Genomic DNA, 23,531 nt, shown 5'->3' on the forward strand with positions numbered 1-23,531 from the left:
TTGAACAAATTAATAAACTTTTTTATAATACCTTGATTAACATTTTCCGAAGTTTTGCCATAGATTCCTCTTTATTTTACTGCAGTTTACGGATTGCATTCACAGTAATGTCATACTGCTCCTTTACTTTTTCAAACATCACATCTGTACCATCTAACTCTTTTGCACGAAGCTTCTCCGTCAGCGCTGAACTTACCTCATACAGCTTGTCAAATCCGAGATTGACACAGACACCTTTGAGCGTGTGTGCTGCACGAAATGCACTGTCCACATCCTTCTCCTTAAGTGCTGCCTCCAATGTCTCATAGGACTTGTCGTTCAAAAATCTGATTGCAAACCGCTGCACCATCTGCTCGCTGCCGAGACGGCTCAATACCTCATCGAAATTTGATCCCATCTCCTCATAGCATGCTCTTACTTCCATTCCTGTACTCCTTTCATGTCACTAAATGCTGTCTCTGGATTTAACCCGTATTTCTCTATAATCTTCCTTGTTGTTCCATCTTCCTGCATCTCATTCAATGCCTGTGCCAATTTCCCAATCACTTCGTTATCGCTTCCCTTTATAAACGCGATTCCAAGTTCTGAATTATACAAACTCTCGTCCAGAATCCGGTAAGCATCCGGATCGGTCTCTACAAATGTACGAAGCGCACTTTCATGCCCGGCAATCGCATCCACATATCCTTTTCTGAGACTCGCGTAAATCTCATCCATAGAAGAAAAGCTGAACAGATCCCCCACCTGTGGTGTCGCCGGATTATCCTGATTTAAAAATTCCCGTTCTGGTTTACTCGTCGCCTGTACTGCTACACGCGTTCCTTCAAGATCGGATAGTTGAAAAATATCACTGTCCGCATGCACCACAACAACCTGCCGACTGTTCAGATACGGTCCAACCCATGTATACTCTTCTTCCCGACCAGTCATCGTGAAGCTACCCCACAGACAATCCACGCTTCCTTCCTCCAGATATTCGTCCTTGTCCTCCCACACGATCTGTGTAAAGACCGGCTCGTATCCGATGCGGCGGCATGCCTCCTGCGCAAGCTCGACATCCACGCCTGCAAATTCACCATCCTCGTTGATATAATTAAACGGTTCATAGCTGTCACTGCCAATCACCAACTGCGGCAGTTTTGACGACTGCTGTGTGCCTTCTGTCGCGGTTGATCCACAGCCCGCAAGCAGTACACACCCCGTCATACATGCAGCTATGATCTGACGAAGTTTCTTCATTCTCATTGGTTCTCCCCCTCTTTTTTCTCCCTACAATATTTTCTTATCATCGCGAACATCTTCTGCTCATCGAGTGGCTTTGACAAATGTTCACTCATCCCCGCTTCTTTGCTCTGCTGGATATCGTCCGCAAATGCATTTGCTGTCATCGCTATGATCGGAATCGTCGCTGCATCTGGTCGATGCATCGCACGGATCTGCTGCGTTCCCTGAAAATCCTGCATTGTATTATCTTTACTATTATCCCCTTTTTCTGTCTCTGGCGCAAGTAAAAATCGAAACTCGATTGTAAAGGTCGTCCCCACGCCCTCTTCACTTGTAAAAGAAATCGTTCCACCAGCTCTTTCGCGATGGAAAGTCACACCGGCTGCGGCTGCCTGCGTCTCAACAAGCTCTCCCATCGTCTCTCCGCCATGCAGATGAACTCCAACATTCTCTGGAATCTTCAATCCCTCCCATGTATTTGTCTGTGGGAACAGAATGATATCCGTTGAATAAATCGTGCTGATTGCCTGTATGATCTGATATTATTTTTCTATGTATTCGGTGTTTTTTCGTGCATATCGATAATGAATCATATGAAAAAATGATACAAACAGCAAATACAACAAAACCGCGTACGCCATTGTCGTTGTACGATATGTAAACATTTCGCCCGACGTATAAAATACATACAGATGATTGTCCTTGTAGCTCCGACGCATGACATACCATGTCTGTCCGTCCGACTTTATCTTCTGCATCGTATTATCCGTCCCAGCCCTGTTTTTCCGCTGTCTCTACGACTGTTCCTGAAATGGATTTATTTTTCTTTGTTTCATCATTGCTATTTATGATAGAAGCGCCATCAGTGATAATGATGGTCGCCTCCATCGTAAAGTTATTTCCTGATAATAACGTATCTAACGATAATTCGTTATCTACTTCCTTATAGCCGGTGACATCCTCATAACAAAGCACCAATCCCGGCTGATCTTTCCGCGCCACAACCGCATACGCATAGGTTTTCCCATCCATCTCCGCATGCGAGAGCACCGATTTATTTTTTTATGTAAGAATTTCCCGAACTTCCGTGGTTGACAAATAATCCTTCCACATGGAATACTGGTTCGTGTCCGACTCTCCGACCGCATTCAGGTTCTTATCTTACATGTTGCATTACAGTATAAACATCAAATCTCCATAAGAAGGCATTGGCCACATCTCCTTATCGACGATCATCTCCAATGCGTCGACTGGAGTACGAAGTTCTGTCATGGCTGGCATGATCACATCCAGACAATATCTTGCACGTTCCGGACCTTCTTCCTTCTTCTCGATCTCAGCTGTTACCTCTGCCAGATGATTAAGTGCCTCGTAGCTTTCTGCAAGCAGGGCTGATGTCTTCTCCAGAAGCTTCTCCTGTACGCTTACATTGTAAGTCTTGCCAGCTGCACGTACCTGGTTGACAGATTCTGCAAGTACGGTTGTGTATTTGACAACCGCTGGAATGATCTGCTTCGTTGCCATATCGATCATCGTTCTTGCCTCAATGTTGATTGCCTTCGCATAAATCTCATACTGGATCTCCGCTCTTGCCTCAAGCTCTGCCTTTGTAAATACCTTGAAATGCTCAAACATATCAATGGCTGCATCCGTCGTAAGCGCCGGGATTGCATCGACCATTGTCGGAAGGTTTGGAAGTCCTCTGCGCTTTGCTTCCTCCTGCCACTCCTTGGAATATCCATTTCCGCTGAAGATGATACGCTTATGCTTTTCTGTATATTCTACAATCAGCGCGTTTAACTCTTTGTCGAAATCCTCTGCCTTCTCCAGTCTGTCGCAGGCCTCTTCAAATGCCTCCGCTGCGATCGTGTTTAAAACGACGTTGCAGTTTGACAGAGAATCCTGGGAACCAAGCATACGGAACTCGAACTTATTTCCTGTAAAAGCAAACGGTGATGTACGGTTACGGTCAGTTGCGTCCTTGCGGAAATCTGGAAGCGTTGTAACACCCGTTGCAAACTTCTCACCCTTGATACTATGGGTTGCCTCTCCATTCTTCAGAATCTGGTCAAGCACATCCTCGAGCTGGTCGCCAAGGAATACGGAGATGACCGCTGGTGGTGCTTCATTGCCACCCAGTCTCTGATCGTTTCCGACATCGGCTGCAGATACACGAAGCAGATCTGCATGCTCATCAACCGCCTTTAAGATACATGCAAGTACAAGAAGGAACATTTTATTCTCATGTGGATTCTTGCCTGGATCAAGCAGATTAACTCCATCGTCAGAAGTGAGTGACCAGTTGTTGTGCTTACCGGAACCGTTTACCCCTGCAAACGGCTTCTCGTGAAGCAGGCAGCGCATACCATGACGACTTGCAACCTTCTTCAAAATACGCATCATGATCTGGTTGTGATCCTGTGCGATATTGACCGGTGCATAGATCGGAGCCAGCTCGTGCTGTGCCGGAGCAACCTCGTTGTGCTGTGTCTTCGCAGCGACGCCAAGCTTCCAGCACTCCTCATTGACTTCCTTCATATATGCACTGACACGCTGACGGATCGTACCAAGATAATGGTCATCCATCTCCTGTCCCTTTGGTGGCATCGCACCAAACAATGTACGTCCAGTGTAGATCAGGTCCTTACGCTTTAACCATTTTTCTTTATCAACAAGGAAATATTCCTGTTCGGCACCAACGGATGGTGTCACACGTTTTGCAGTTGTATTTCCAAATAATCTTAAGATACGGAGTGCCTGCTTATTAACTGCCTCCATCGAACGAAGCAATGGTGTCTTCTGATCGAGTGCCTCGCCAGTGTACGAACAGAATGCGGTTGGAATACAAAGGATCCCGCCTGCAGAGTCATGACGTACAAACGCTGGAGATGTACAATCCCATGTCGTATAACCTCTTGCCTCAAATGTCGCACGAAGTCCGCCGGATGGGAATGAAGATGCATCTGGCTCTCCCTGGATCAGCTCCTTACCGGAGAACGATAACAATACCTTTCCATTTTCCTTCGGTGCTGTGATAAATGCATCATGCTTTTCAGCAGTCACACCGGTCATCGGCTGGAACCAGTGACTGAAATGTGTTGCCCCTTTCTCGATCGCCCACTCCTTCATCTCGTGGGCTACCACATCCGCGATCTCCAATGACAATTCCTTGCCCTCTTCAATCGTCTCCTTGAGTTCTTTGTAAACCTTCTTCGGAAGTCGTTCTTCCATGACCGCGTCGTTAAATACGTCACAGCCAAACAGCTCTGTTACGTTTACATTTTCTTCCATGTTGTCTTCTAAACCTGTCCTTTCACGTTTCCTTAATTAATTTTGAAAGTTCTCCCCTTGTATTATTATTTTTTTTATAGTATATTTTATGAAGTTTGCTTTGTCAAACAATATAATAGGTAATATGCCGCTATTTTGAATCATCTGGCGGCATTTTTATTCAGGAGGGAAAATATATATGCAGCGAGAATCTTTCAAATCCCGCCTTGGTTTTCTGCTTGTATCGGCAGGATGCGCCATCGGTATTGGAAATGTGTGGCGTTTTCCATATGTTGCAGGGGAAAACGGAGGCGGTCTTTTTGTGCTCTTTTACCTGATCTTTCTGGTAATTATGGGGCTCCCGGTTTTAACAATGGAGTTTGCAGTCGGACGTGCGAGCCGCAAGAGTGCGGTGCTTGGATACAAGGCACTCGAAAAGCCCGGCAGCAAATGGCATATCCACGGCTGGTTTGCCATGGCTGGATGCTATCTGCTGATGATGTATTACACAACCGTATCCGGCTGGATGCTTTCTTATTTTTATAAGTTTGCCACAGGTGCTTTCCATTCCGGTATGGACACCGACGCGACATCTTCCGTATTCACAGATTTGCTCGGTGATCCGCTTCAGATGACGATCTGGATGGTCATTATCGTGGTCGCAGGATTTCTCATCTGCAGCCGCGGCTTGCAGAACGGATTGGAACGGATCAGTAAGTTCATGATGCTGGCATTGCTTGCACTGATCGTGATCTTAGTTGTACATAGTCTGACATTATCCGGTGCAAAGGAAGGCCTGAAGTTCTACCTTGTACCAAATGCAAAAACCGTATCCGAGGTCGGTCTTCGAAATGTGATCTCTGCGGCTATGAACCAGTCGTTCTTCACTCTGAGTCTGGGTGTTGCGGCAATGGAGATCTTCGGAAGCTACATGAGCAAAGACAATACGCTTGCCGGGGAGGGCGTCCGTATCTGTGCTCTCGATACATTTGTTGCAATCATGGCAGGACTGATCATCTTCCCGGCATGCTTCAGCTATGGCGTGGAAGTCGGTGCCGGTCCAAGTCTGATCTTCGTCACACTGCCAAATGTATTTGTAAATATGGCAGGCGGAAGAATCTGGGGAACACTGTTCTTCCTGTTCATGACATTTGCCAGCTTCTCAACGGTTATCGCTGTATTTGAGAACATCATTTCGTTCTGTATGGATATGTTCCATATCAGCCGGAACAAAGCGTCACTCATCAACTGCATCATCATCCTGATCGCGAGCATGCCTTGTGTCCTCGGTTACAATGTCTGGAGCAGTGTGCATCTGATCGGCGGTCGTGACGTACTCGACACGGAAGACTTCTTAGTTAGCAACCTGCTGTTGCCGCTTGGTTCACTCGTCTATCTGTTGTTCTGTGTTACCAAATGGGGATTTGGATTTGATAACTACATCGAAGAGGCAAATACCGGAAAAGGGCTTAAAATCAGCCGGAAATTAAAGCCGTATTTCCAGTTTATACTGCCGGTTTTGATTCTGATCATTCTGATTCAGGGATTGCTGTAGCCGGATCCGGGGAGATCGTTATACTACATTTTAAATAAAGCGAAAAGGATTTTACTGACATGGAAAAGCTCAAATATATAAAACCGAAACTTTTTAGCACTATGAAAACATATACAAAGGAACAGTTTGTGAAGGATATCGTCGCAGGTATCATCGTGGCGATCATCGCATTGCCTTTATCGATTGCACTTGCCATTGCCTCCGGTGTCAATCCGGAGCAGGGTCTGTACACAGCCATCATCGCAGGATTCTTCATCTCCCTGCTCGGTGGCAGCCGCGTGCAGATCGGCGGTCCGACCGCAGCATTCGTTGTTATCATCTACGGCATCATCGCCCAATATGGCATGACCGGACTTACAATCGCTACTTTTTTGTCTGGTATCATCATGATCATCATGGGACTGTGCCATTTCGGCAATCTGATCAAATTTATCCCGAAAACGATCACGGTCGGCTTTACATTTGGTATCGCAATCGGTATCTTCGCCGGACAGCTCAAGGACTTCTTCGGTCTGTCCATGGGGGCTGTACCATCCGAATTTGTTGATAAATGTGCTGCCTATGCGAAAGCATTTCACACGATTGACTGGATGACGTTCGGTATCGGTATGCTCGCGCTGCTGATCCAGATCTTCTGGCCGAAGGTATCTGCGAAGATTCCGGGCAGCCTGATTGCAATCCTTGTAACCACACTGATTGTCCAGCTCGGCAAACTTCCGGTTGCTACGATCGGGGATCTGTACACGATTAAGGCAGGCTTCCCGAAATTCGCCGCCCCGCAGCTTTCGTTCGCACTGGTGAAAGAGCTGATCTCACCGGCATTTACAATCGCAATCTTGGCTTCGATCGAATCGCTGCTTTCCTGTGTTGTATCCGATGGTATGATCGGTGGACACCACCGCTCGAATGCGGAGTTAGTCGGTCAGGGCGTCGGTAACATCATGTCGTCTCTCTTCGGCGGTATCCCGGCAACCGGAGCGATCGCCAGAACCGCAGCCAATGTCAAAAACGGCGGACGTACACCAATCGCTGGTATCGTCCATGCGATCACCCTGCTGTTGATCCTGCTGTTCCTGATGCCGTATGCATCTATGATTCCGATGACCTGTCTTGCCGCAATCCTGATCATGGTTGCCTACAACATGAGCGGCTTCAAGACATTTGGCCACATGATCAAAACCGCACCGAAAAGCGATATTCTCGTCCTGATCACCACTCTGCTTCTGACGGTATTCTTCGATCTGGTTGTGGCTATCGAGATTGGTATGGTCATGGCAGCATTCCTGTTCATGAAGCGAATGTCTGATGTCGGCGAAGTGAAACCATGGATCTACAAGGAAGATCTGGACAAAAATGAGATCTCCGAGCACACTGACCTGAAGAATGTACCACGCAACACAATGGTATATGAAATTCTCGGTCCGATGTTTTTTGCGGAGACAAATGACTACCTTGCATTTACACACGAAAAACACAAGAATGTTCTGATTCTTCGTATGCGCGATGTCCCGGCTATGGATATCACCGGACTGGAATCGCTCGAGGAAGCATATAAAACGTGCCAGAAGAAAGGCATCCATTTGCTGCTCTCCCACGTGAATGAGCAGCCACGCCATGTGATGGGGAAAGCCGGTTTCGTAGAAAAACTTGGCGAAGAGAACTTCTGTGTGAACATCGATGTTGCGTTAGCAAAAGCGGCAACGTTTGATAATTAAGCATTCTGCTTACCATAACAAAAAGCCCCGATTGCGTCTGTGGATATATTTCCAATCACACCGGACTGCAGCAGGGGCTTTTGTATTATATAATTGCTTTGGTCTTCTCCATCACATCCTGCAGGATGTTCAGGTTCTGCATCGTGTCCGCAGTCTCCAGCGAATGGTTTGCATTCTCGTAGACATGCATCGGAACGCCCTGCGCTTCACTCATCCGGATCACTGCAGGCACATCACTCCACGGATCAGCCGTTCCGATAAATGCAGCCGCATGCTTCGGGGCAAAGTTGTAGGTTGCCTCAAGCGGCGTGTATAGGATATGGCGGAGTTCTGCTTCCGTTCCCGTTTCTTCGAGTTTCTGTGCATAGGCAGATGCGATAATCGTACCAACGCTTTTCGATACAAACAGCACTTCTGCATATGCTGTAAAATCAACATCTGCAAGCTGTGCTTCCGCCTGTGCATACAGTACATGGAAAGCCGCTTCCATCTTCTCTTTGTTCCCGCGGATATTCCCCGCATGATAATCGTATTTCAAAGCGATCTGCTCATAGCCTGCCTCGCCCGCCAGCTTCCGGCTGTAATATAGGAGCGGCTTGTCCGCATGATACCCGATTCCCGGGAAAAATATTGCCAGTTTCTTCATAGATTTGTTCCTCGTTTTTCTTTTTGATTTGGTATTAGAACTTCCCATCCGCATCCGGTTTTGGACCACTATCCGTGTTCATATAGGAATTATCATCATATAAGGTCTTCCAGCTTGTCTTATATATATTTAAACCATCACCCAAGTCTTCATTTACCGTCGGTTTTATATATATTTCTGGCGCAGAATCAACAAGATTCTGCACTGCCGAAAAACCTGTTTCAACTGTGTTATCAAACATGCTTAATGCCTTTTCATCATGAATAAAAATTATTTGATATGCACTTCTGCCTTCCCCATCTGCACTATATGTAATCTTTGCAATATCAAAGTTACAGGTTCCGCCTGCAATTCTCCATCTGATATTATAAACATATTTACACTCCAAAGCCTGTTCATTTTCAAAATTTATCTTTTCTGCATTTTCATATATGATTCCATCATTATAAAGAACAGCGCTCTGACCATTGTCACCATACCCATAGTTGCAGGTGAAAATCTTTACAACGTTTCCGTCACGCATCGTAAATATATCCCCAATATCCATTCCTCCAATCACCGCGTTCCACTGACCAATTATTAACTCCTCCGTTCCATCCCCATCGAAATCATCAATCACGTAAAACGCATTTTTATTTTTACTCTTATCTGTAAAATTCTCGCTGGCTACATAGGTTGTTCCCTGTTCAATACACTGTCTTAAGTCTGCTAGCACCGCTTCATAGGAAGTATAATTCATAATAATTTCGTTTTCTGAAGCATCTCCCATTGTCGACACAGCCGTCTTTTCGGTAGTCGACTGATTTTCTGTCACAACGTGATGCACACCAACGCCGATTGCTGCTACCATTGCAGTCCCAACGATACCGATTGCAATTTTTCCACCAATTGTACCAAAGATTGCTGCCACACCTCCACTCGTACCAGAAGCTCCGACACTTCCAGCCGCTGCACCCGTTGCTTCTCCCGCGGGCACACCAGCTCCAACTGAGAACGCACCATTTGACACAGCTCCGGTTGCAGTTCCTTCTGCATCCATTCCGCTTACTGCTATCCCACTTCCTACTATCTGTCCAAATATGTCGGCCAACCATCCTGCAATGCTAATCGTATCAATCCCAAGTGTATATGCAAGGAAATTCTGATATGCAATCCACATCCATGGCACTTCTGCCAAACGATATCTTCTGATATTGGAATTTCCATTTTCCGAATCATCCACAGGCGCCAGTGCGATTGTCTGCAAAATAGCTGTCCGTGTCTGACTCAGTGTATATCTGATATCCGAATCTTTACATCCTGTCTTCACTGCAATCTCTGGCACACTAACACCAAAATAATAATAGTCCTGAAAAACGACACGATCCATCGGTGACAACGTAGTTACAATTTCCTGCACTCTTGTAACAAAAGAAGTATCCAAAACTGCATCTTCCGTTATAGTTAACGCCTCATCTTCCACCGCATAATCATAAAATTTCCCGTCTACCGCCTGTTCATAAGTATTCTCAACAGAATCATTATGAATCTCTGTCCATCCATTTTCCTTCAGATATCCCAGTGCCTCCTCATTTGCAAGCTCTGCAGCCCATTGGTAAAATCCGTTGGTCTGTTCCAAGCTTGTCACATTCTGGTAGATTTTATCGTATACCTGTGGCACCAACGATGTCGCTACATTTGAATCATGGACAACTGTATGAAGCATCGTGTAGACCGTGCTTACTGTCTCATTATAAAAGCTTTCATACCCTCCAAAATCTCCATTTTTAAATTTGTTAAGTTGCTCTGTAATGATTGGATTCATTTACTCCCTCTGATTGTTCACTTAAATGTTTTTTTATTTAGAATTTCCCATCCGCATCCGGGATTGATGGATCATCGTTCAAAATTGTTTCGTCCTCAAACATTGGTTTCCACGATAGTTTCTTATATGAATGTGCTTCTTCCTGCCCTGCCCATGTTGATTCATCAATTTCCGTATACTGTAGACTTTGATAATCATCGTCTAATTGCTGAAGGAATGTATCATATGTAACCTCTATCGGTCCACTGAAATAATCTGGTTGAGCACCATAACCTAATTCATAATATCTAATTACGCCATCTCTTCCACGCAATTCTAATAAACATGTACAAGAATAATCATCCTCCAACGACGAATCATAATATACCAAATCATAATTTTGATCATCGGAGGCATGTACCGACATAACATTTCCTTCACTATAATAGCAATTCCCATATCTGGCTTCTGGATGATATTCCCAATTACAGATATCTCGGATTTCTACCATCCTCTTCTCCGAATTCCAACAACCAAACAAAAGCTCATCTTCTCCATCCTCGTCAATATCTTCCAGTGCATAAAAACTGTTTTCCTTACTGTACGTTGTAATTGTGTAATAATCTGAATACTCACTTTTCCCGGTTGTAGCATAATCTTCCATCCCCGTTCTCGCCTGTTCCAGCATTACTTCTAATTGTGACTTTACCTGCTGCTCATCTTCGTTCTCCGGCATTGTCTCCTCTTCCGTTTGTTCTGTCTCAACTTCAGGTGCCGGTCCATCCTCCCACATAAGCGCACCACTGCCATTCTCTTCTTCTATTGCTACAATGTGTTTTTCCGGTTTTGCCGATGCATGATGGATTCCCAGACCGATGCCGACAACCGCTGCAACTCCGACAACTCCAACTGCCACTTTTCCGCCAACCGTACCAAGGAATTTTGCGCTTCCCTTTGCAAATGCTTTCGCTGCTGCACCTGTAGCTCCGCCCGCCTGTCCGGTTACCGCTGCACTTGCAGCACTCCCTGCCTGTCCTGCCGTGGTTCCTGCAATACCTCCTGCCTGTCCGATTACCGCAGATGTTCCTGCCACGCCACCTGCCTGTCCGACCATCGCGATTGCACCAGCCGCACTTCCTGTGATTCCGACATGCGCGATGCCCGTCACCTTTCCAATATAATTCTGGAACAAAATATACATCCAAGGTGTATCCTTCAAGCTGAATTTATGCGACTTCTCCTGCTGTACCGCATATGCAGGTGCCTGTCCATACGCGGTGATTGCAGAAAGCAAGGCTGTCCGTGTCTGTCCGATGGTATGCTTTACCGCCCGCGTCGTACATCCCGTTTTTTCTACGATTGACGGCACGCTGTCTCCAAAATAATAATACGACTGGAATACGATTTTTTCCATCGGCGATAATGCCTCGATCACAGCCTCTACTTTCTCTGTAAATACCCGATTCTCAGACAATTCCTCGGTGATTGTGAGAGCTTCATCCTCCGCCGCATAATCATAGAACGGCATATCCGAACCGCTGTCTGCCGATTCCATAGTCTGTGCATTTACAACATCCATCTCTGCCTGTGTGGTGTTTCCCTTTAAGTACTCCAAAGCTTCCTCATTTGCAAGCTTTGCGCTCCACGCATAAAATGCCTCTGTCTGTGGAAGCGTCTGCACATTCGCATAGATTTTCTCATATACCTTCGGCATCAGCTCTGCCGCAGTGTTCTCATCCGGAATAATCGTATGCAGCATCGTATAGACCGTCTGCGATGTCGCATAATAAAAGCTCTCATATCCGCTGAAATCTCCGGACTGAAATTTCTCAATTTGTTCCGTAATAATTGGTTCCATCTGTACTCCCTTTACTTCCCATCACCTTCAACGGTCCGATCACATAGGTAAGCGCACCCATATAGATCACCATCCCGTGTTCACATTCTACCACACTTCCCGGCTCCGGGTTCGCTAATTTCATCCGGATATCTCCATCCACGATCAGGAACTTGCTGCAGCCACGCGAATCCATCGCCCGCCACGGTGCATCATAGTACCGCGTCCGGAAGAATGCCCACACCGTCGCCGGACTTACGACCGCATCCTCGCCGCCACCGAAGACGAACACATCCCCCGGCGAAACCATCACCGGCTTGACGAGCCCATGCAGCCCGGAAGAAAGCTTCTTCTGATTGCGGATCGTACCGTTCTTCGGGTTTTCGTCCATGTAAAACCAGATACCGTCCATATTCTGGAACCGTCCATGTCTGCGGCTGATCGTCGTTGCATGCATCGGGATATCCGGCGTATGCTCCTTCGACATCCGTCCAACCTCCCAGACGACCTGATTGTCCAGCAAATAGATATTCAATTGTCCATTTTCAATTACGATTAAATTATTTTCCATCCTACCATATATCCGTATCGAGATCCGGAAGCTCCGCGAGAAACGCGTCAATCTCCGGCAGGTCAAGCTCCAGCAGCACCTTGCGCGCATAGCGGCATAACTCATCCGGATCGAATTCCTCCGATTCCGTATCAAGCATATTGTTCAGTTCCGCATCATCCAGAATAAACAGGATCACACTCTCAAACAGGTTCTTCGCACACAAAGGTTCCATATGTGCCAGCGTAAGCATCTCGTCGATCTGCTCATGATCCATGCTCAGATGCAGTCCCAGCGAGATAATCTTGTTCCGCGTCGGATACCATTTGTTCTGCCGTATCGCAGACACGCACTGCCGCAGCGACGACGACCAGCCCTGTCCCTCTGCCAGATTCGCCACGCTCGACGAATACCGCTGGTAATTGATCGTCACATACATTTTCACATAGGCATAAAACTTCTGATATGCTGAGGAGAATGTTGCGATATTGTCATAGATGAACTGCGTTAAGGCATCTGCATTCTCCACCTGTGATAACTGCTCGGCAAACTGTGCCGTATTGATATCCGGGATTTCCATATCTGTATCCGCCGTCATGTTCTCCTTAATCTGCGACAATATGTAATCATAGGCGGTCAGTCCATACGATTCCCCGCACTTTTCTGATGCACCGTTTCCGGAACCATCCATTTCAAACCTGTGATTTAACACGTAGATACAGACACAGTCTTCCAAGCTCTTCGAATAAAGCTCCGGGTACTGCCCGTACCGTCGCAGAAGCTGGTTCATCTTCTCTAAGTCATACTCCGCCGCCATGCCGATTCGAAGAAATGTCTCGCGGTTCTTCGGGATCGCTCCCTTGCACCATTTGTCGACTGACACCCGGCTCACGCGGCACCGCTTCGCAAATGCAGACTTCGTGAGTCCGCTCTCCGCAAGGATTTCCTGCATCTTCTGCATCCACAGCTCCTGCTGTGACTGCAGCAGTGGAAAAATCCGCGCTTTCAGCTCATCCAGATCCTCACATCTTCCGATCTCTTCTCTTATAAATCTTGTCTCATAATCATTTTCTTCCATACATCATCCTGTGAGATGCCTGTCACAGGCATCCGTTTACTCCATCGACTGTTCCTTGTACGCCTTACGGATCGGAATAATTGGCAACGCCATAAATACGAAAATCGAAATAAAAAATGCAACCAGACCGGTCACGATATCATACGGAAACGGCAGAATGATCCAGCCCCATTTTGCAATCTTTCCCGCCATCTTCACTGCGGTTTTGATTCCGCCGAAGAAGTATGAGATCAATCCGATCATCACACCATATCCACACATCGTTATGCTCCATCTGCTCTGTGTGGCGAGGTTGATTACGAACCCCAATACTGTCATACAAGTTGCTCCAAGTGCAATATACTGCGCAATTTCCAATCTTTTCATTTTTACCTCTCCTTTGTTCGTTTGTTTTTCAGCTCTTGCTGATGTCCTTATATTACACGAACAAAGGAAAGGCGTTTTCAGGCAAAGTTTACACTTGCCTATGCATTTCTTCCAAACTCAAATGCTTTGTGGTTTAAAGCACGGAACTTCTCCGCAACGATCACATCGATTGCTTCCTCCCATGCTGCTTCCGGAATCTCCGGAAAATACTTCGAAAGTCTTCCCATGAGTGCGATATTTACCGCCTTGGCAGAACCTGCCTCCTCTGCGATAGCAAGGAAATCCTTCGCATCGACATTCGCACCGGCTGCCTCCATCTTGGAGACAAGCTCCTGTGGATACTCCGCAGCGCCTGTGATGACCGGCATCGGCTCTACCTCCTGTGTATTCACGATAATCTGTCCACCCTTCTTCAGGTAGGAGATCCATCTTGCCGCTTCGAGCTTCTCAAATGCGACAATCGCATCTGCCTCGCCCTTATCAATGACCGGTGAATACACCTTCTCACCATATCTTACATATGTGACAACGCTTCCGCCCCGCTGGCTCATTCCATGCACCTCGGAAACCTTCACATCAAAATTCTGTGAGAGCAGCACATGCCCTAAGATCTTGCTGGCAAGTAACGTACCCTGTCCGCCGACACCGACGATCATAATATTCTTTGTCTCCATCTTACCTGCCCTCCTTTGCTGCCGGACACAATGCGCCGAATTTACACATCTGTGTACATACTTCACAACCGATACACAACGTCGTATCGATCACTGCCTTCTTATCCCTCACGGAAATCGCAGGACATCCGATCTTCATACACATCTTACAGCCGACACATTTATCGGTATTCACCTTGATTGGCGGTTTATGTACCGTACCCTTGATCATAACACATGGACGGCGGCTGATGATGATACTTGGCTCCTCTGCGACAAGCTCTTCCTTCACGACACGCTCCACCTCTGCGAGATCGTATGGATCAACAACCGTGACACGGTTAAATCCAAGTGCTGCACAGAGTGCTTCGAGATTTACCTTTCCAGCTGGCTCGCCACGCAGGTTCTTACCGGTTGTCGGATTCTGCTGATGTCCGGTCATACCTGTGATCGAGTTGTCCAGAATAATCACGGTTGAATTACTCATGTTATATGCAATATCTGTAATACCAGTAATGCCGGAATGAATGAAGGTCGAATCACCGATTACACCGACACTCATCTTCTCGCCCTGTTCACCCATCGCCTTATTAAAGCCATGCAGACCGGAGCACGATGCACCCATGCAGACATTTAAGTCCATTGCATTTAATGGTGCCACGGCACCCAATGTATAACATCCGATATCACCATAGACCATACACTTTAACTTCGAAAGAATATAGAAGATTCCACGGTGTGGACAGCCCGCACACATCACAGGCGGACGTCCCGGAATCTCATCGGCAATCGCCAGTTCATCCGGTGCGTCTCCGCCAAGTGCCGTACGCACCAGATTCTGTGAGAATTCGCCGCAGATCGGGAATGTCTCTTTGCCGACAACCTCTAAGCCAAGCTTTCTGCAGTGATTCTCGATAAATGGATCTAACTCCTCTAAGACTACAACCTTATCCACATGCTCTGCAAAGTCTAAAATCAGCTTCTCTGGAAGTGGCCAGATCATACCAAGCTTCAGGTAGCTTGCATTATCACCATATACTTCCTTTGCATACTGATACGATGTGGAGCTTGTGATAAATCCGATGGATGTATCGCCCATCTCCACGCGGTTTAAGTCACAATCCTCTGCAAATGCGATCAGATCCTTTGTCCGCTGCTCCACGCGCACATGCGCATCACGGGAATTCTTCGTCATCATAACCTTTGTCGGGTCCTTCTTGTAAGGAACCTGCTCCGGAACGATCCGCTCCTCTGTATTTACAACACTCTGTGAATGTGCCACACGTGTACACATTTTAAGAAATACAGGTGTATTGAACTTCTCAGATAATTCGTACGCACGCTTTGCAAATACGCGCGCTTCCTCTGAATCTGCCGGCTCTAACATCGGCACCTTCGCTGCCTCTGCATAATGTCTCGAATCCTGCTCATTCTGGGAAGAATGCATACCCGGATCATCAGCCACGCAGACAACCAGACCTGCATTTAATCCCTGATAAGAGATCGTGAACAATGGGTCTGCTGCCACATTCAATCCAACATGCTTCATTGCCGTTGCGCTTCTGACTCCACCCAGACTCGCGCCATGTGCCACTTCCATAGCCACCTTCTCGTTCGGTGCCCACTCACAATAGATCTCATCGTATAAAGCAGCTTCCTCGGTAATCTCCGTACTCGGTGTACCCGGATAACTGGAAATCACTTTACATCCAGCTTCGTATAAGCCGCGTGCAAGCGCCTTATTTCCCAACATCAATTCTTTCATTTATAATTTACTCCTTTTATCCTTTATGCCTCATTTTCCTTCTCCACCAGCTTGTCTGCGCCGTACATCTGACGAAGCTTCGGCTTCTCGATCTTGCCGGTTGCATTTCGCGGAATCTCATGGAAAATAATCTGCTTTGGTCTCTTATATCTCGGAAGCTCCAAGCAGAAGTTCTCGATCTCTTCCTCTGTACAGGTCATACCGTCCTTGATCTCGATGATCGCGGCTGTCTTCTCGCCCAATCGACGGTCCGGAAGTCCGATGACTGCCACATCCTTGATCTTATTATGCTTGCGCAGGAAATCCTCGATCTGTACCGGATAGATGTTCTCGCCTCCACTGACGATGACATCCTTCTTCCGGTCGACAAGGAAATAGAATCCGTCCTCGTCCTGTCTTGCCATATCTCCGGTAAATAACCAGCCATCCCTGATTGTCTCCGCGGTTGCTTCCTCATTTCTGTAATAGCAGGTCATCACACCCGGTCCCTTGACACAGAGTTCTCCGACTTCACCCTGTGGTACCGTCACACCATTCTCGTCCACAATCTTACATTCCCAACGATAGCCCGGCACGCCGATGGCTCCAACCTTATGGATATTCTCCACACCCAGGTGCACACAGCCAGGACCTGTTGACTCGGAAAGTCCATAGTTCGTATCGTACTGGTGATGTGGGAAATATTCTTTCCAGCGCTTGATCAGCGATGGCGGTACCGGCTGTGCACCGATATGCATAAGCCGCCACTGCGAAAGCTCATAATCCTCTAACTTCAGGTCCCCGCGGTCTAACGCGTCCAGAATATCCTGTGCCCACGGAACGAGCAGCCAGACGATCGTACAATGCTCACTCGACACAGCGGAGAGAATCGTCTCCGGTTTTGTGCCCTTTAAGAGCACAGCCTTGCTGCCTGCCACGAGACTTCCCATCCAGTGGAACTTCGCACCGGTATGGTACAGTGGCGGGATACACAGGAACGTATCATCCCGGCTCGTGCCGTGATGCTTCTGCTCCATCTGTGCGGCCTGTGTTAAGCTCTGGTGTTTATGTAAAATTGCCTTCGGGAATCCGGTCGTTCCGGATGAAAAATAAATCGCTCCAAAATCATCATCTGTGATCTCCACATTTGGTGCATGGCTCGAACAATCTGCCACAAGCTGATGATAGCTCTCTGCGAATTCCGGACAGTTATCCCCGACATAGATCAACAGTCTTCCCTTGGAAAGCCGCTCTGCATTTGTCTCGATTCGACCGATGAACGCCGGGCCAAACACGATCATATCAACCTCTGCAAGCTCTGCACAATATAAAATCTCTTCTGCATCATACCGGAAATTAAACGGCACGGCGATGGCTCCTGTCTTCAGAACGCCGAAATAAATCGGCAGCCATTCCAGACAGTTATACATCAGGATTGCGACCTTATCGCCCTTCTTGATGCCTCGCCCGATCAGCATGTTGGCAAACCGGTTTGCCTTCTCATCGAAGACACTCCATGTAATCTCTCTTCGATACGGCTCAAATCTCGATGGCTGTATCAGCTCGAACTCCTTCCACGAAGTTCTTCTCGTATCCGGCTCATCCGGATTCAACTCCACCAGTGCAACCTCATCCGGGTACAATCTGGCATTTCTCTCTAGGTACTCTGTAACTGGCATTTTCTTTTGCGACTCCTTAATTTTATATATATTCGCGCACGGCTTCCATCAGTTTCCTTGCACTGACAGGTTTTTGAAGCCTTGCTTTCATTCCATATTCTTCTCCATGAAACTCATCGTCTGCATATAACCGGGAAGACAACGCAATCACTGGAACCGTCCTTCCATCCTCGCGAAGCTGTCGTATCCCCATTGTTGTTGCATAACCATCCATAAACGGCAATCCCATATCCATCAATATCAGATCATAGTAATGCGCCGGTGACCGTTCAAACATGCAGATCGCATCCTCTCCATTGATCGCACGGTCAACAACAAGTCCACGTTCTGTCAAAATCTGCTCCTCAATCGAAGCGGTAATATCATTATCATCTACAACCAGCACATGCTGTCCGGAAAACATCGTTTTCCTCTCGCGCGCAGATTCCCAATCGCTCCAGTCAAAATACTGAATCTCTTCTGCGGCATCCTTGGACTCTGTTCCATATCGCAGTTTCATTCCAACTGTGATCTTCGTCCCATGACCAGTCTTTGTCTCAACCTCAATCTCTCCATCCAGCAGACGAACCAAATTCTGCACGATCATCAACCCCAAGCCAGAGCCTTCCACACGCTCAATCCGGTCTGAATGCTCTCTTGCAAATGGCTCGAACATAATCTTCCGAAACTCCTCAGACATACCGACTCCATTGTCCTGCACATAAAATTCAAAGTATCCGGTCGTTTCGTCCATCGGTTTCTCTTTGATCCCACAAAATATCTCGCCCTGATATGGCGTATAATCAATTGCATTTTGCAATAAATTCAACAATATCTGCTGCATCTTCTCCACATCGCCAATCACATTGCGATGGTAAAGCTGTGCCATGTCCAGATGCATTGTGTGCCGCCGAAGCCGCATGGATGGCTTGACAATATCAAGCGTATTTCTCCACAGATTTTCTACAGATGTCTGCTGCATCTGCAACAGCGTCGTACCCTGCTGTATCGCGTCTGTATTGATCATCTGACGCACCATACGGAAGATTGCCTTTGCTGAAAGGGAAATCTCCTCGATACACGCAGTCACACGTTCCGGATTCGTGACAAATGTCCGCGCAACGGATGCATTTCCGACGATCATGTTGATCGGCATCTGCAATTCCTCGTTCAGCCGCTTGAGATACATATTTTTGATTGCATATGCCTGCTCACTTTGCAGATATGCATCCCGAATCGCCTGCCGCTGTTTTAACTCTGCAGACTTCTTGCTGTCAATATTCATGTGGAACCAGTTTAAAATCTTCGGTTCCTCATCTTTCCATTCCACTACCTTGAACACATCTCTGCGCCATACATTTTCTCCCGTGCATACAATATACTCGCATTCCGCGGTATCGCTCTGCTTCAGAAGCTTGCGCAGATTATCCCGCACACCGAAATTATAACGATATTCCTGATATTCTGGTGCAACCAGCTCCTGCATCTCGAAATTCTGCTGGCTGTAACTACAATTCCGTGGTACCGGAATCCCCTGCTTCTGCAAATTATCGTGCAGGATTTCAAATGTATCCGCTTCCAGATCAATCTCCTCAATCAACAACCATTCATCGCACATAGATGCGATGGCACGATTCAATTTGTCCTTTGACGATTCCTTAAAATCCCCGTTTTTATCCATTTCAAAATCCCCCATGTTCTCCTTTTTTCCTTATGTTTTCCTGTTCTTTATTGATAAAATACTGCCCAGAAATATGTACCATCCTGCGCTCGCGCTACGCTGACGCCAAGATACGCACAATTATCCAAATCCACGGTTCCCTGATTTTCCTCGTTCATCTGTGCAATATAAGTATCCAATGCCTGTTTTACCGTCGCGACATCTTCCTTTAAAGAAAATGTATATGTCACCCATCCGGTATTCGGTATCTTATATGTGGCAATCGCCTGATTGCCAATCTCCGTTAACGCGGCATTTAATTCATCCATGCTGGTATATACCAACGCCGCGCTTTTTGCCGCTGTCTCTTTGGCAGCAACTGTAAATTCATCCCTCTGTGTCAGAGTATTCCCCTTTGATTCGTGCTGCTTCGCACATAAATCATAAAACGCCTGCGCATATGCAGTACAATCCACTTCCTCCACCGGACTCGCATCTATCTCCGTCTGTAAGATCTGCTGTGTCGTTGCTTCGGAAGCAGCCGTTGTCTCATCCCCATTTCGCGTCCTCTGAAAATATATAAAAGTTCCAATCCCCAACAACAGAACAATACCACAGACCATACCAATCTGCTTTTTTCTATGTGCCTGCTTTTTCCGGTCTGCCTGCATATCCGCCAACATCTGAGATATTCCACTGTGCGTCATCATGGATACGCTTCCTGTTTGCTCCATCGACGTCTCGTACAATGCCTGATACAACTGTTCCGCATTTGCATACCTCTGTGCCGGATCAATTGCAAGTCCCTGCATCAAAACAGCTTCTTCCTGCGGTGCGATCACAAGTCCCATCGCAGATGGCGGCACAAGTCTGTCCTGCTTTGCCCGCTCGACGGCATGCGGCACCTTCACCCCGGTCATGCAAGTATACATCGTCGCACAAAGCGCATATACATCGGAATACGGTCCAATCTGCGCTCCCGGTGACACCTGTTCGATTGGCGAATATCCACCCTTTTGCACGCGGAGATAATTATAATTTCCATACATTCGCGCAGCGCCAAAATCAATCAGCTTCACCTTTCGGTCATGTGTGATCATGATATTGTCCGGGCTGATATCCCGGTGGATCACACCTCGTTTATGTACACCTGCCAACGCACGGATAACCGGACGCATGATTGCCAGAGTCTCGGACACAGATAACCTGCCTCCCCGACCTTTTACATATGCATCCAGCGACTGTCCTTCCACAAAATCCATGACAAGGTAAGCTGTGTTGTTCTCTTCAATAAACGTGTAGACATTTACCACACCAGGCTGCTCTCCCAAGGCAGCCAGCACACGACCTTCCTCAATATACTGCTGTTTCATCTTCTCGAAATTCTCACGTTTTTCACCTGCCTCGGTGTAAACATTCGGATCTCCGGGATTCCGGTAGCAGTACCCGCGCATATAGAATTCTTTGATTGCAACCTTCCGCTGCAGCTTCACATCATACCCAAGATACGTAATTCCAAATCCGCCATCTCCAAGCACCCGCTCAATATAATATTTATTCTGTTCCAGATACGTCCCCGAAGGTAACTGATGTGCTTCCATGTGCGCTCCTGTTTTTGTCGATGATCGGTTTTATTTTATCACAACAGTCCTTAGAATTCTATCCCTTTTCTGGCAGAAATTCCCTGTTCATACGGATGCTTTTCCTTTTTCATTTCCGTGACATAATCCGCAAGTGCCAGAAGCTTGTCCGATGGATTCCGTCCGGACAGAACGAATTCGATCTGCGCCTGATTGCTCGCCAGCACTTCCATCAATGTACTCTCATCAAGTAACCCATACTTTACAGCGTGCAAAACCTCATCCAAAACAACAACCGCCTCAACCGTATTTTCCTTCCGCACGTCGTCATGCTGTTTTTTCTGTTTTGCAATCCACATTTCAACCTGCGCCAGCATATCTGCAAAATATGCACGCGTCTTTGCAAGCTCTTCTTCACACATCCGGCTCACAAATCCATACATCTGCGGGGCATGCATTGTCTCGACACCAAGCCTCTGCAGCATTGCAATCTCTCCGGACGTATCATCCTTCAAAAACTGTACAAACAGTACAGGAAGTCCGCTCCCCACCGCGCGCACAGCCAGTCCCACAGCCGCCGTTGTCTTTCCTTTTCCATCTCCATGATAGATCTGAATCATTTCCGTCTCCTTTATAATCTATTACTGCTTTCTGTATTTCGAGTTTATTTCCGCTTACACAGGAATTACTTTATCCCTGCTTGATTAGTCCCAGAATTTCGTAGATTTTCTCCATATCAAGACTTTCCCGCAGAACCTGTGCCAGCTTGTCAAACTGCTGTTCCCGGTATTCCTGCAAGGTCAAATGTTCACTTTCTCCCCGTGTTTTCCCTTTGCGCGCATACAACAGTTCAATAAATGCCTCACGGAATGCAATTTCATCGAAGATGCCGTGAATATAACTGCCTGCCACAGTTCCTGCCGTATAGCCGAGTACGGTTCCTGCTGAATCGCTGACGAAAGGATAAATGGGGGTTTTAGTTTTGCCAGCAACTTCCGTCCGCCCCATGTGTATCTCATAACCGGCAATTTTCTTATTGCTGAGTGACACAAAATTCCCTTCCAGCATTCCAATCCGGTATGCGCGGTTCTCCAATTGTTTTTCCTCTTCAAACACAGTTGTAACTGGCAGCAATCCCATACCACGCACACTACCAAGTGCACTCTCCGTCTGCAATGGATCCATGAGTGATTCGCCAAGCATCTGATACCCGCCACAGATTCCGAACACGATGGTGCCCTTCTTCGCCAGACGCGTAATCTTTGCTTCCAGTCCGCTTTCCCGCAGCCAGAGCAGATCCTGAATCGTATTTTTGGTACCCGGAAGTAAGATTACATCCGGTTCTCCTAGTTCTGACGGCTTTGTCACATAGCGTACTGACACATCCCGCTCCATGCTGAGCGCCTGCATATCTGTGAAATTCGAGATGCGCGGGAACCGGATCACAGCCACATCAATTTCCGCCTGTATATGCGTCTCTTCCAAACTTGACGCAAGAGAATCTTCATCCTCGATATCCACATCTGCATACGGCACCACGCCGAGCACCGGCTTACCTACCCGTTCCTCTAACATTGTAATACCCGGATCTAATATTTTCTTATCACCACGGAATTTGTTCATGATCAGACCTTTGATTCGCGCCTGTTCCTCCGGTTCCAAGAGCATCACCGTACCGATTAGCTGCGCAAATACACCCCCGCGGTCGATGTCGCCAACCAGAAGCACTGGTGCATCCGCGATTTTCGCCATCCCCATATTCACGATATCATCCTGCTTCAAATTGATCTCCGCCGGACTTCCCGCGCCCTCGATCACAATGATGTCGTGATCTGCAGCAAGCTGCTCGTAGCTTTCCCTGATCACCGGAATATATTCTTTTTTCTTTGCAAAATAATCCATGGCGCGCATGTTTCCTACGACCTGTCCCTGCACGATCACCTGCGAACCCATATCGGTCGTCGGCTTAAGCAGGATCGGGTTCATCCGCACAGATGGTTCCACACCGGCCGCCATCGCCTGTACAACCTGTGCACGTCCCATCTCCAGCCCCTCACTTGTCACATAGGAGTTTAATGCCATGTTCTGGGATTTGAATGGGGCAACCTTGTAACCATCCTGTTTAAATATGCGGCAAAGTCCTGCCGCAATAAGAGATTTGCCCGCGTTGGACATGGTGCCCTGAATCATGATTGATTTTGCCATTTTGTGT

General features: G+C 47.2%; 21 protein-coding genes. 2 read left to right on the forward strand and 19 right to left on the reverse strand.

All coding sequences use genetic code 11. The features are described from left to right. Positions 1 to 76 precede the first annotated feature (76 nt). From H9Q76_RS12620 to H9Q76_RS12645, 6 genes are all read right to left on the reverse strand, one after another. On the reverse strand, positions 77 to 424 hold the full coding sequence (locus tag H9Q76_RS12620) for an Hpt domain-containing protein (protein WP_195540997.1): 348 nt from the start codon (positions 422 to 424) through the stop codon (positions 77 to 79). Further along, complete coding sequence (locus H9Q76_RS12625) at positions 415 to 1,245, reverse strand: substrate-binding periplasmic protein (protein WP_021985915.1); 831 nt, start codon at positions 1,243 to 1,245, stop codon at positions 415 to 417. The genes H9Q76_RS12620 and H9Q76_RS12625 overlap by 10 nt, the downstream gene beginning before the upstream one ends. Further along, the gene (locus H9Q76_RS12630; protein ID WP_227573148.1) at positions 1,242 to 1,688 is read right to left on the reverse strand and encodes a response regulator; all 447 of its coding nucleotides are present in this window, start codon (positions 1,686 to 1,688) and stop codon (positions 1,242 to 1,244) included. Before H9Q76_RS12630 ends, H9Q76_RS12625 begins: the two co-directional genes overlap by 4 nt. Positions 1,689 to 1,766: 78 nt before the next feature. After that, a complete protein-coding gene (locus H9Q76_RS12635; protein WP_021985913.1) occupies positions 1,767 to 1,982 on the reverse strand; it encodes a hypothetical protein in 216 nt (71 codons plus the stop codon). 4 nt (positions 1,983 to 1,986) lie between these two features. Beyond that, the gene (locus H9Q76_RS12640) at positions 1,987 to 2,256 is read right to left on the reverse strand and encodes a hypothetical protein (protein WP_021985912.1); all 270 of its coding nucleotides are present in this window, start codon (positions 2,254 to 2,256) and stop codon (positions 1,987 to 1,989) included. Between the two features lie 141 nt (positions 2,257 to 2,397). Continuing rightward, positions 2,398 to 4,515: a glutamine synthetase III family protein gene (locus H9Q76_RS12645; RefSeq protein WP_021985911.1), complete on the reverse strand. Its 2,118-nt coding sequence runs from the start codon at positions 4,513 to 4,515 to the stop codon at positions 2,398 to 2,400. Positions 4,516 to 4,693: 178 nt separating this feature from the next. Between H9Q76_RS12645 and H9Q76_RS12650 the strand changes: the two genes are divergently transcribed. Beyond that, a complete protein-coding gene (locus tag H9Q76_RS12650) occupies positions 4,694 to 6,049 on the forward strand; it encodes a sodium-dependent transporter (protein ID WP_021985910.1) in 1,356 nt (451 codons plus the stop codon). Positions 6,050 to 6,108: 59 nt separating this feature from the next. Then, positions 6,109 to 7,764: a SulP family inorganic anion transporter gene (locus H9Q76_RS12655; RefSeq protein ID WP_249321254.1), complete on the forward strand. Its 1,656-nt coding sequence runs from the start codon at positions 6,109 to 6,111 to the stop codon at positions 7,762 to 7,764. A gap of 85 nt (positions 7,765 to 7,849) precedes the next feature. On the opposite strand, the gene H9Q76_RS12660 is transcribed toward H9Q76_RS12655, so the two are convergent. From H9Q76_RS12660 to H9Q76_RS12720, 13 genes are all read right to left on the reverse strand, one after another. Further along, positions 7,850 to 8,410, reverse strand: a complete 561-nt coding sequence (locus tag H9Q76_RS12660; RefSeq protein ID WP_249321255.1) for an alpha/beta hydrolase — start codon at positions 8,408 to 8,410, stop codon at positions 7,850 to 7,852. 34 nt (positions 8,411 to 8,444) lie between these two features. Then, positions 8,445 to 10,214, reverse strand: a complete 1,770-nt coding sequence (locus tag H9Q76_RS12665; protein ID WP_249321256.1) for an RNA polymerase sigma factor — start codon at positions 10,212 to 10,214, stop codon at positions 8,445 to 8,447. 37 nt (positions 10,215 to 10,251) lie between these two features. Beyond that, positions 10,252 to 12,051, reverse strand: coding sequence for an RNA polymerase sigma factor (locus tag H9Q76_RS12670; protein ID WP_249321257.1), 1,800 nt, complete (start codon positions 12,049 to 12,051; stop codon positions 10,252 to 10,254). Then, complete coding sequence (locus tag H9Q76_RS12675) at positions 12,023 to 12,601, reverse strand: FHA domain-containing protein (protein WP_249321258.1); 579 nt, start codon at positions 12,599 to 12,601, stop codon at positions 12,023 to 12,025. The genes H9Q76_RS12670 and H9Q76_RS12675 overlap by 29 nt, the downstream gene beginning before the upstream one ends. Before the next feature lies 1 nt (position 12,602). After that, complete coding sequence (locus H9Q76_RS12680) at positions 12,603 to 13,658, reverse strand: hypothetical protein (RefSeq protein WP_249321259.1); 1,056 nt, start codon at positions 13,656 to 13,658, stop codon at positions 12,603 to 12,605. Between the two features lie 36 nt (positions 13,659 to 13,694). Further along, positions 13,695 to 14,024 (reverse strand): hypothetical protein, encoded by a 330-nt coding sequence (locus tag H9Q76_RS12685; protein ID WP_021985904.1) that lies wholly within the window; start codon positions 14,022 to 14,024, stop codon positions 13,695 to 13,697. 98 nt (positions 14,025 to 14,122) lie between these two features. After that, positions 14,123 to 14,698: an indolepyruvate oxidoreductase subunit beta gene (locus tag H9Q76_RS12690; RefSeq protein WP_118734694.1), complete on the reverse strand. Its 576-nt coding sequence runs from the start codon at positions 14,696 to 14,698 to the stop codon at positions 14,123 to 14,125. A gap of 1 nt (position 14,699) precedes the next feature. Beyond that, positions 14,700 to 16,442 carry an indolepyruvate ferredoxin oxidoreductase subunit alpha gene (gene iorA, locus H9Q76_RS12695; protein ID WP_249321260.1) on the reverse strand — a complete coding sequence of 581 codons (1,743 nt, stop codon included), beginning with the start codon at positions 16,440 to 16,442 and terminating at the stop codon, positions 14,700 to 14,702. 23 nt (positions 16,443 to 16,465) lie between these two features. Next, positions 16,466 to 18,100 (reverse strand): class I adenylate-forming enzyme family protein, encoded by a 1,635-nt coding sequence (locus tag H9Q76_RS12700; RefSeq protein ID WP_249321261.1) that lies wholly within the window; start codon positions 18,098 to 18,100, stop codon positions 16,466 to 16,468. 22 nt (positions 18,101 to 18,122) lie between these two features. Then, positions 18,123 to 19,775: a hybrid sensor histidine kinase/response regulator gene (locus tag H9Q76_RS12705; protein WP_118374337.1), complete on the reverse strand. Its 1,653-nt coding sequence runs from the start codon at positions 19,773 to 19,775 to the stop codon at positions 18,123 to 18,125. A gap of 32 nt (positions 19,776 to 19,807) precedes the next feature. Then, entirely contained in the window at positions 19,808 to 21,340 is a 1,533-nt protein-coding gene (locus H9Q76_RS12710; protein WP_249321262.1) for a serine/threonine protein kinase, read from the reverse strand. 50 nt (positions 21,341 to 21,390) lie between these two features. Further along, complete coding sequence (locus tag H9Q76_RS12715) at positions 21,391 to 21,939, reverse strand: cob(I)yrinic acid a,c-diamide adenosyltransferase (RefSeq protein ID WP_249321263.1); 549 nt, start codon at positions 21,937 to 21,939, stop codon at positions 21,391 to 21,393. A gap of 70 nt (positions 21,940 to 22,009) precedes the next feature. Then, positions 22,010 to 23,524, reverse strand: a complete 1,515-nt coding sequence (locus H9Q76_RS12720) for a cobyric acid synthase (RefSeq protein WP_249321264.1) — start codon at positions 23,522 to 23,524, stop codon at positions 22,010 to 22,012. Between the last annotated feature and the right edge of the window lie 7 nt (positions 23,525 to 23,531).

The sequence above is a fragment of the Wujia chipingensis genome, from assembly GCF_014337155.1.
GTDB classification, from domain to species: Bacteria; Bacillota; Clostridia; order Lachnospirales; family Lachnospiraceae; genus Coprococcus_C; species Coprococcus_C hominis.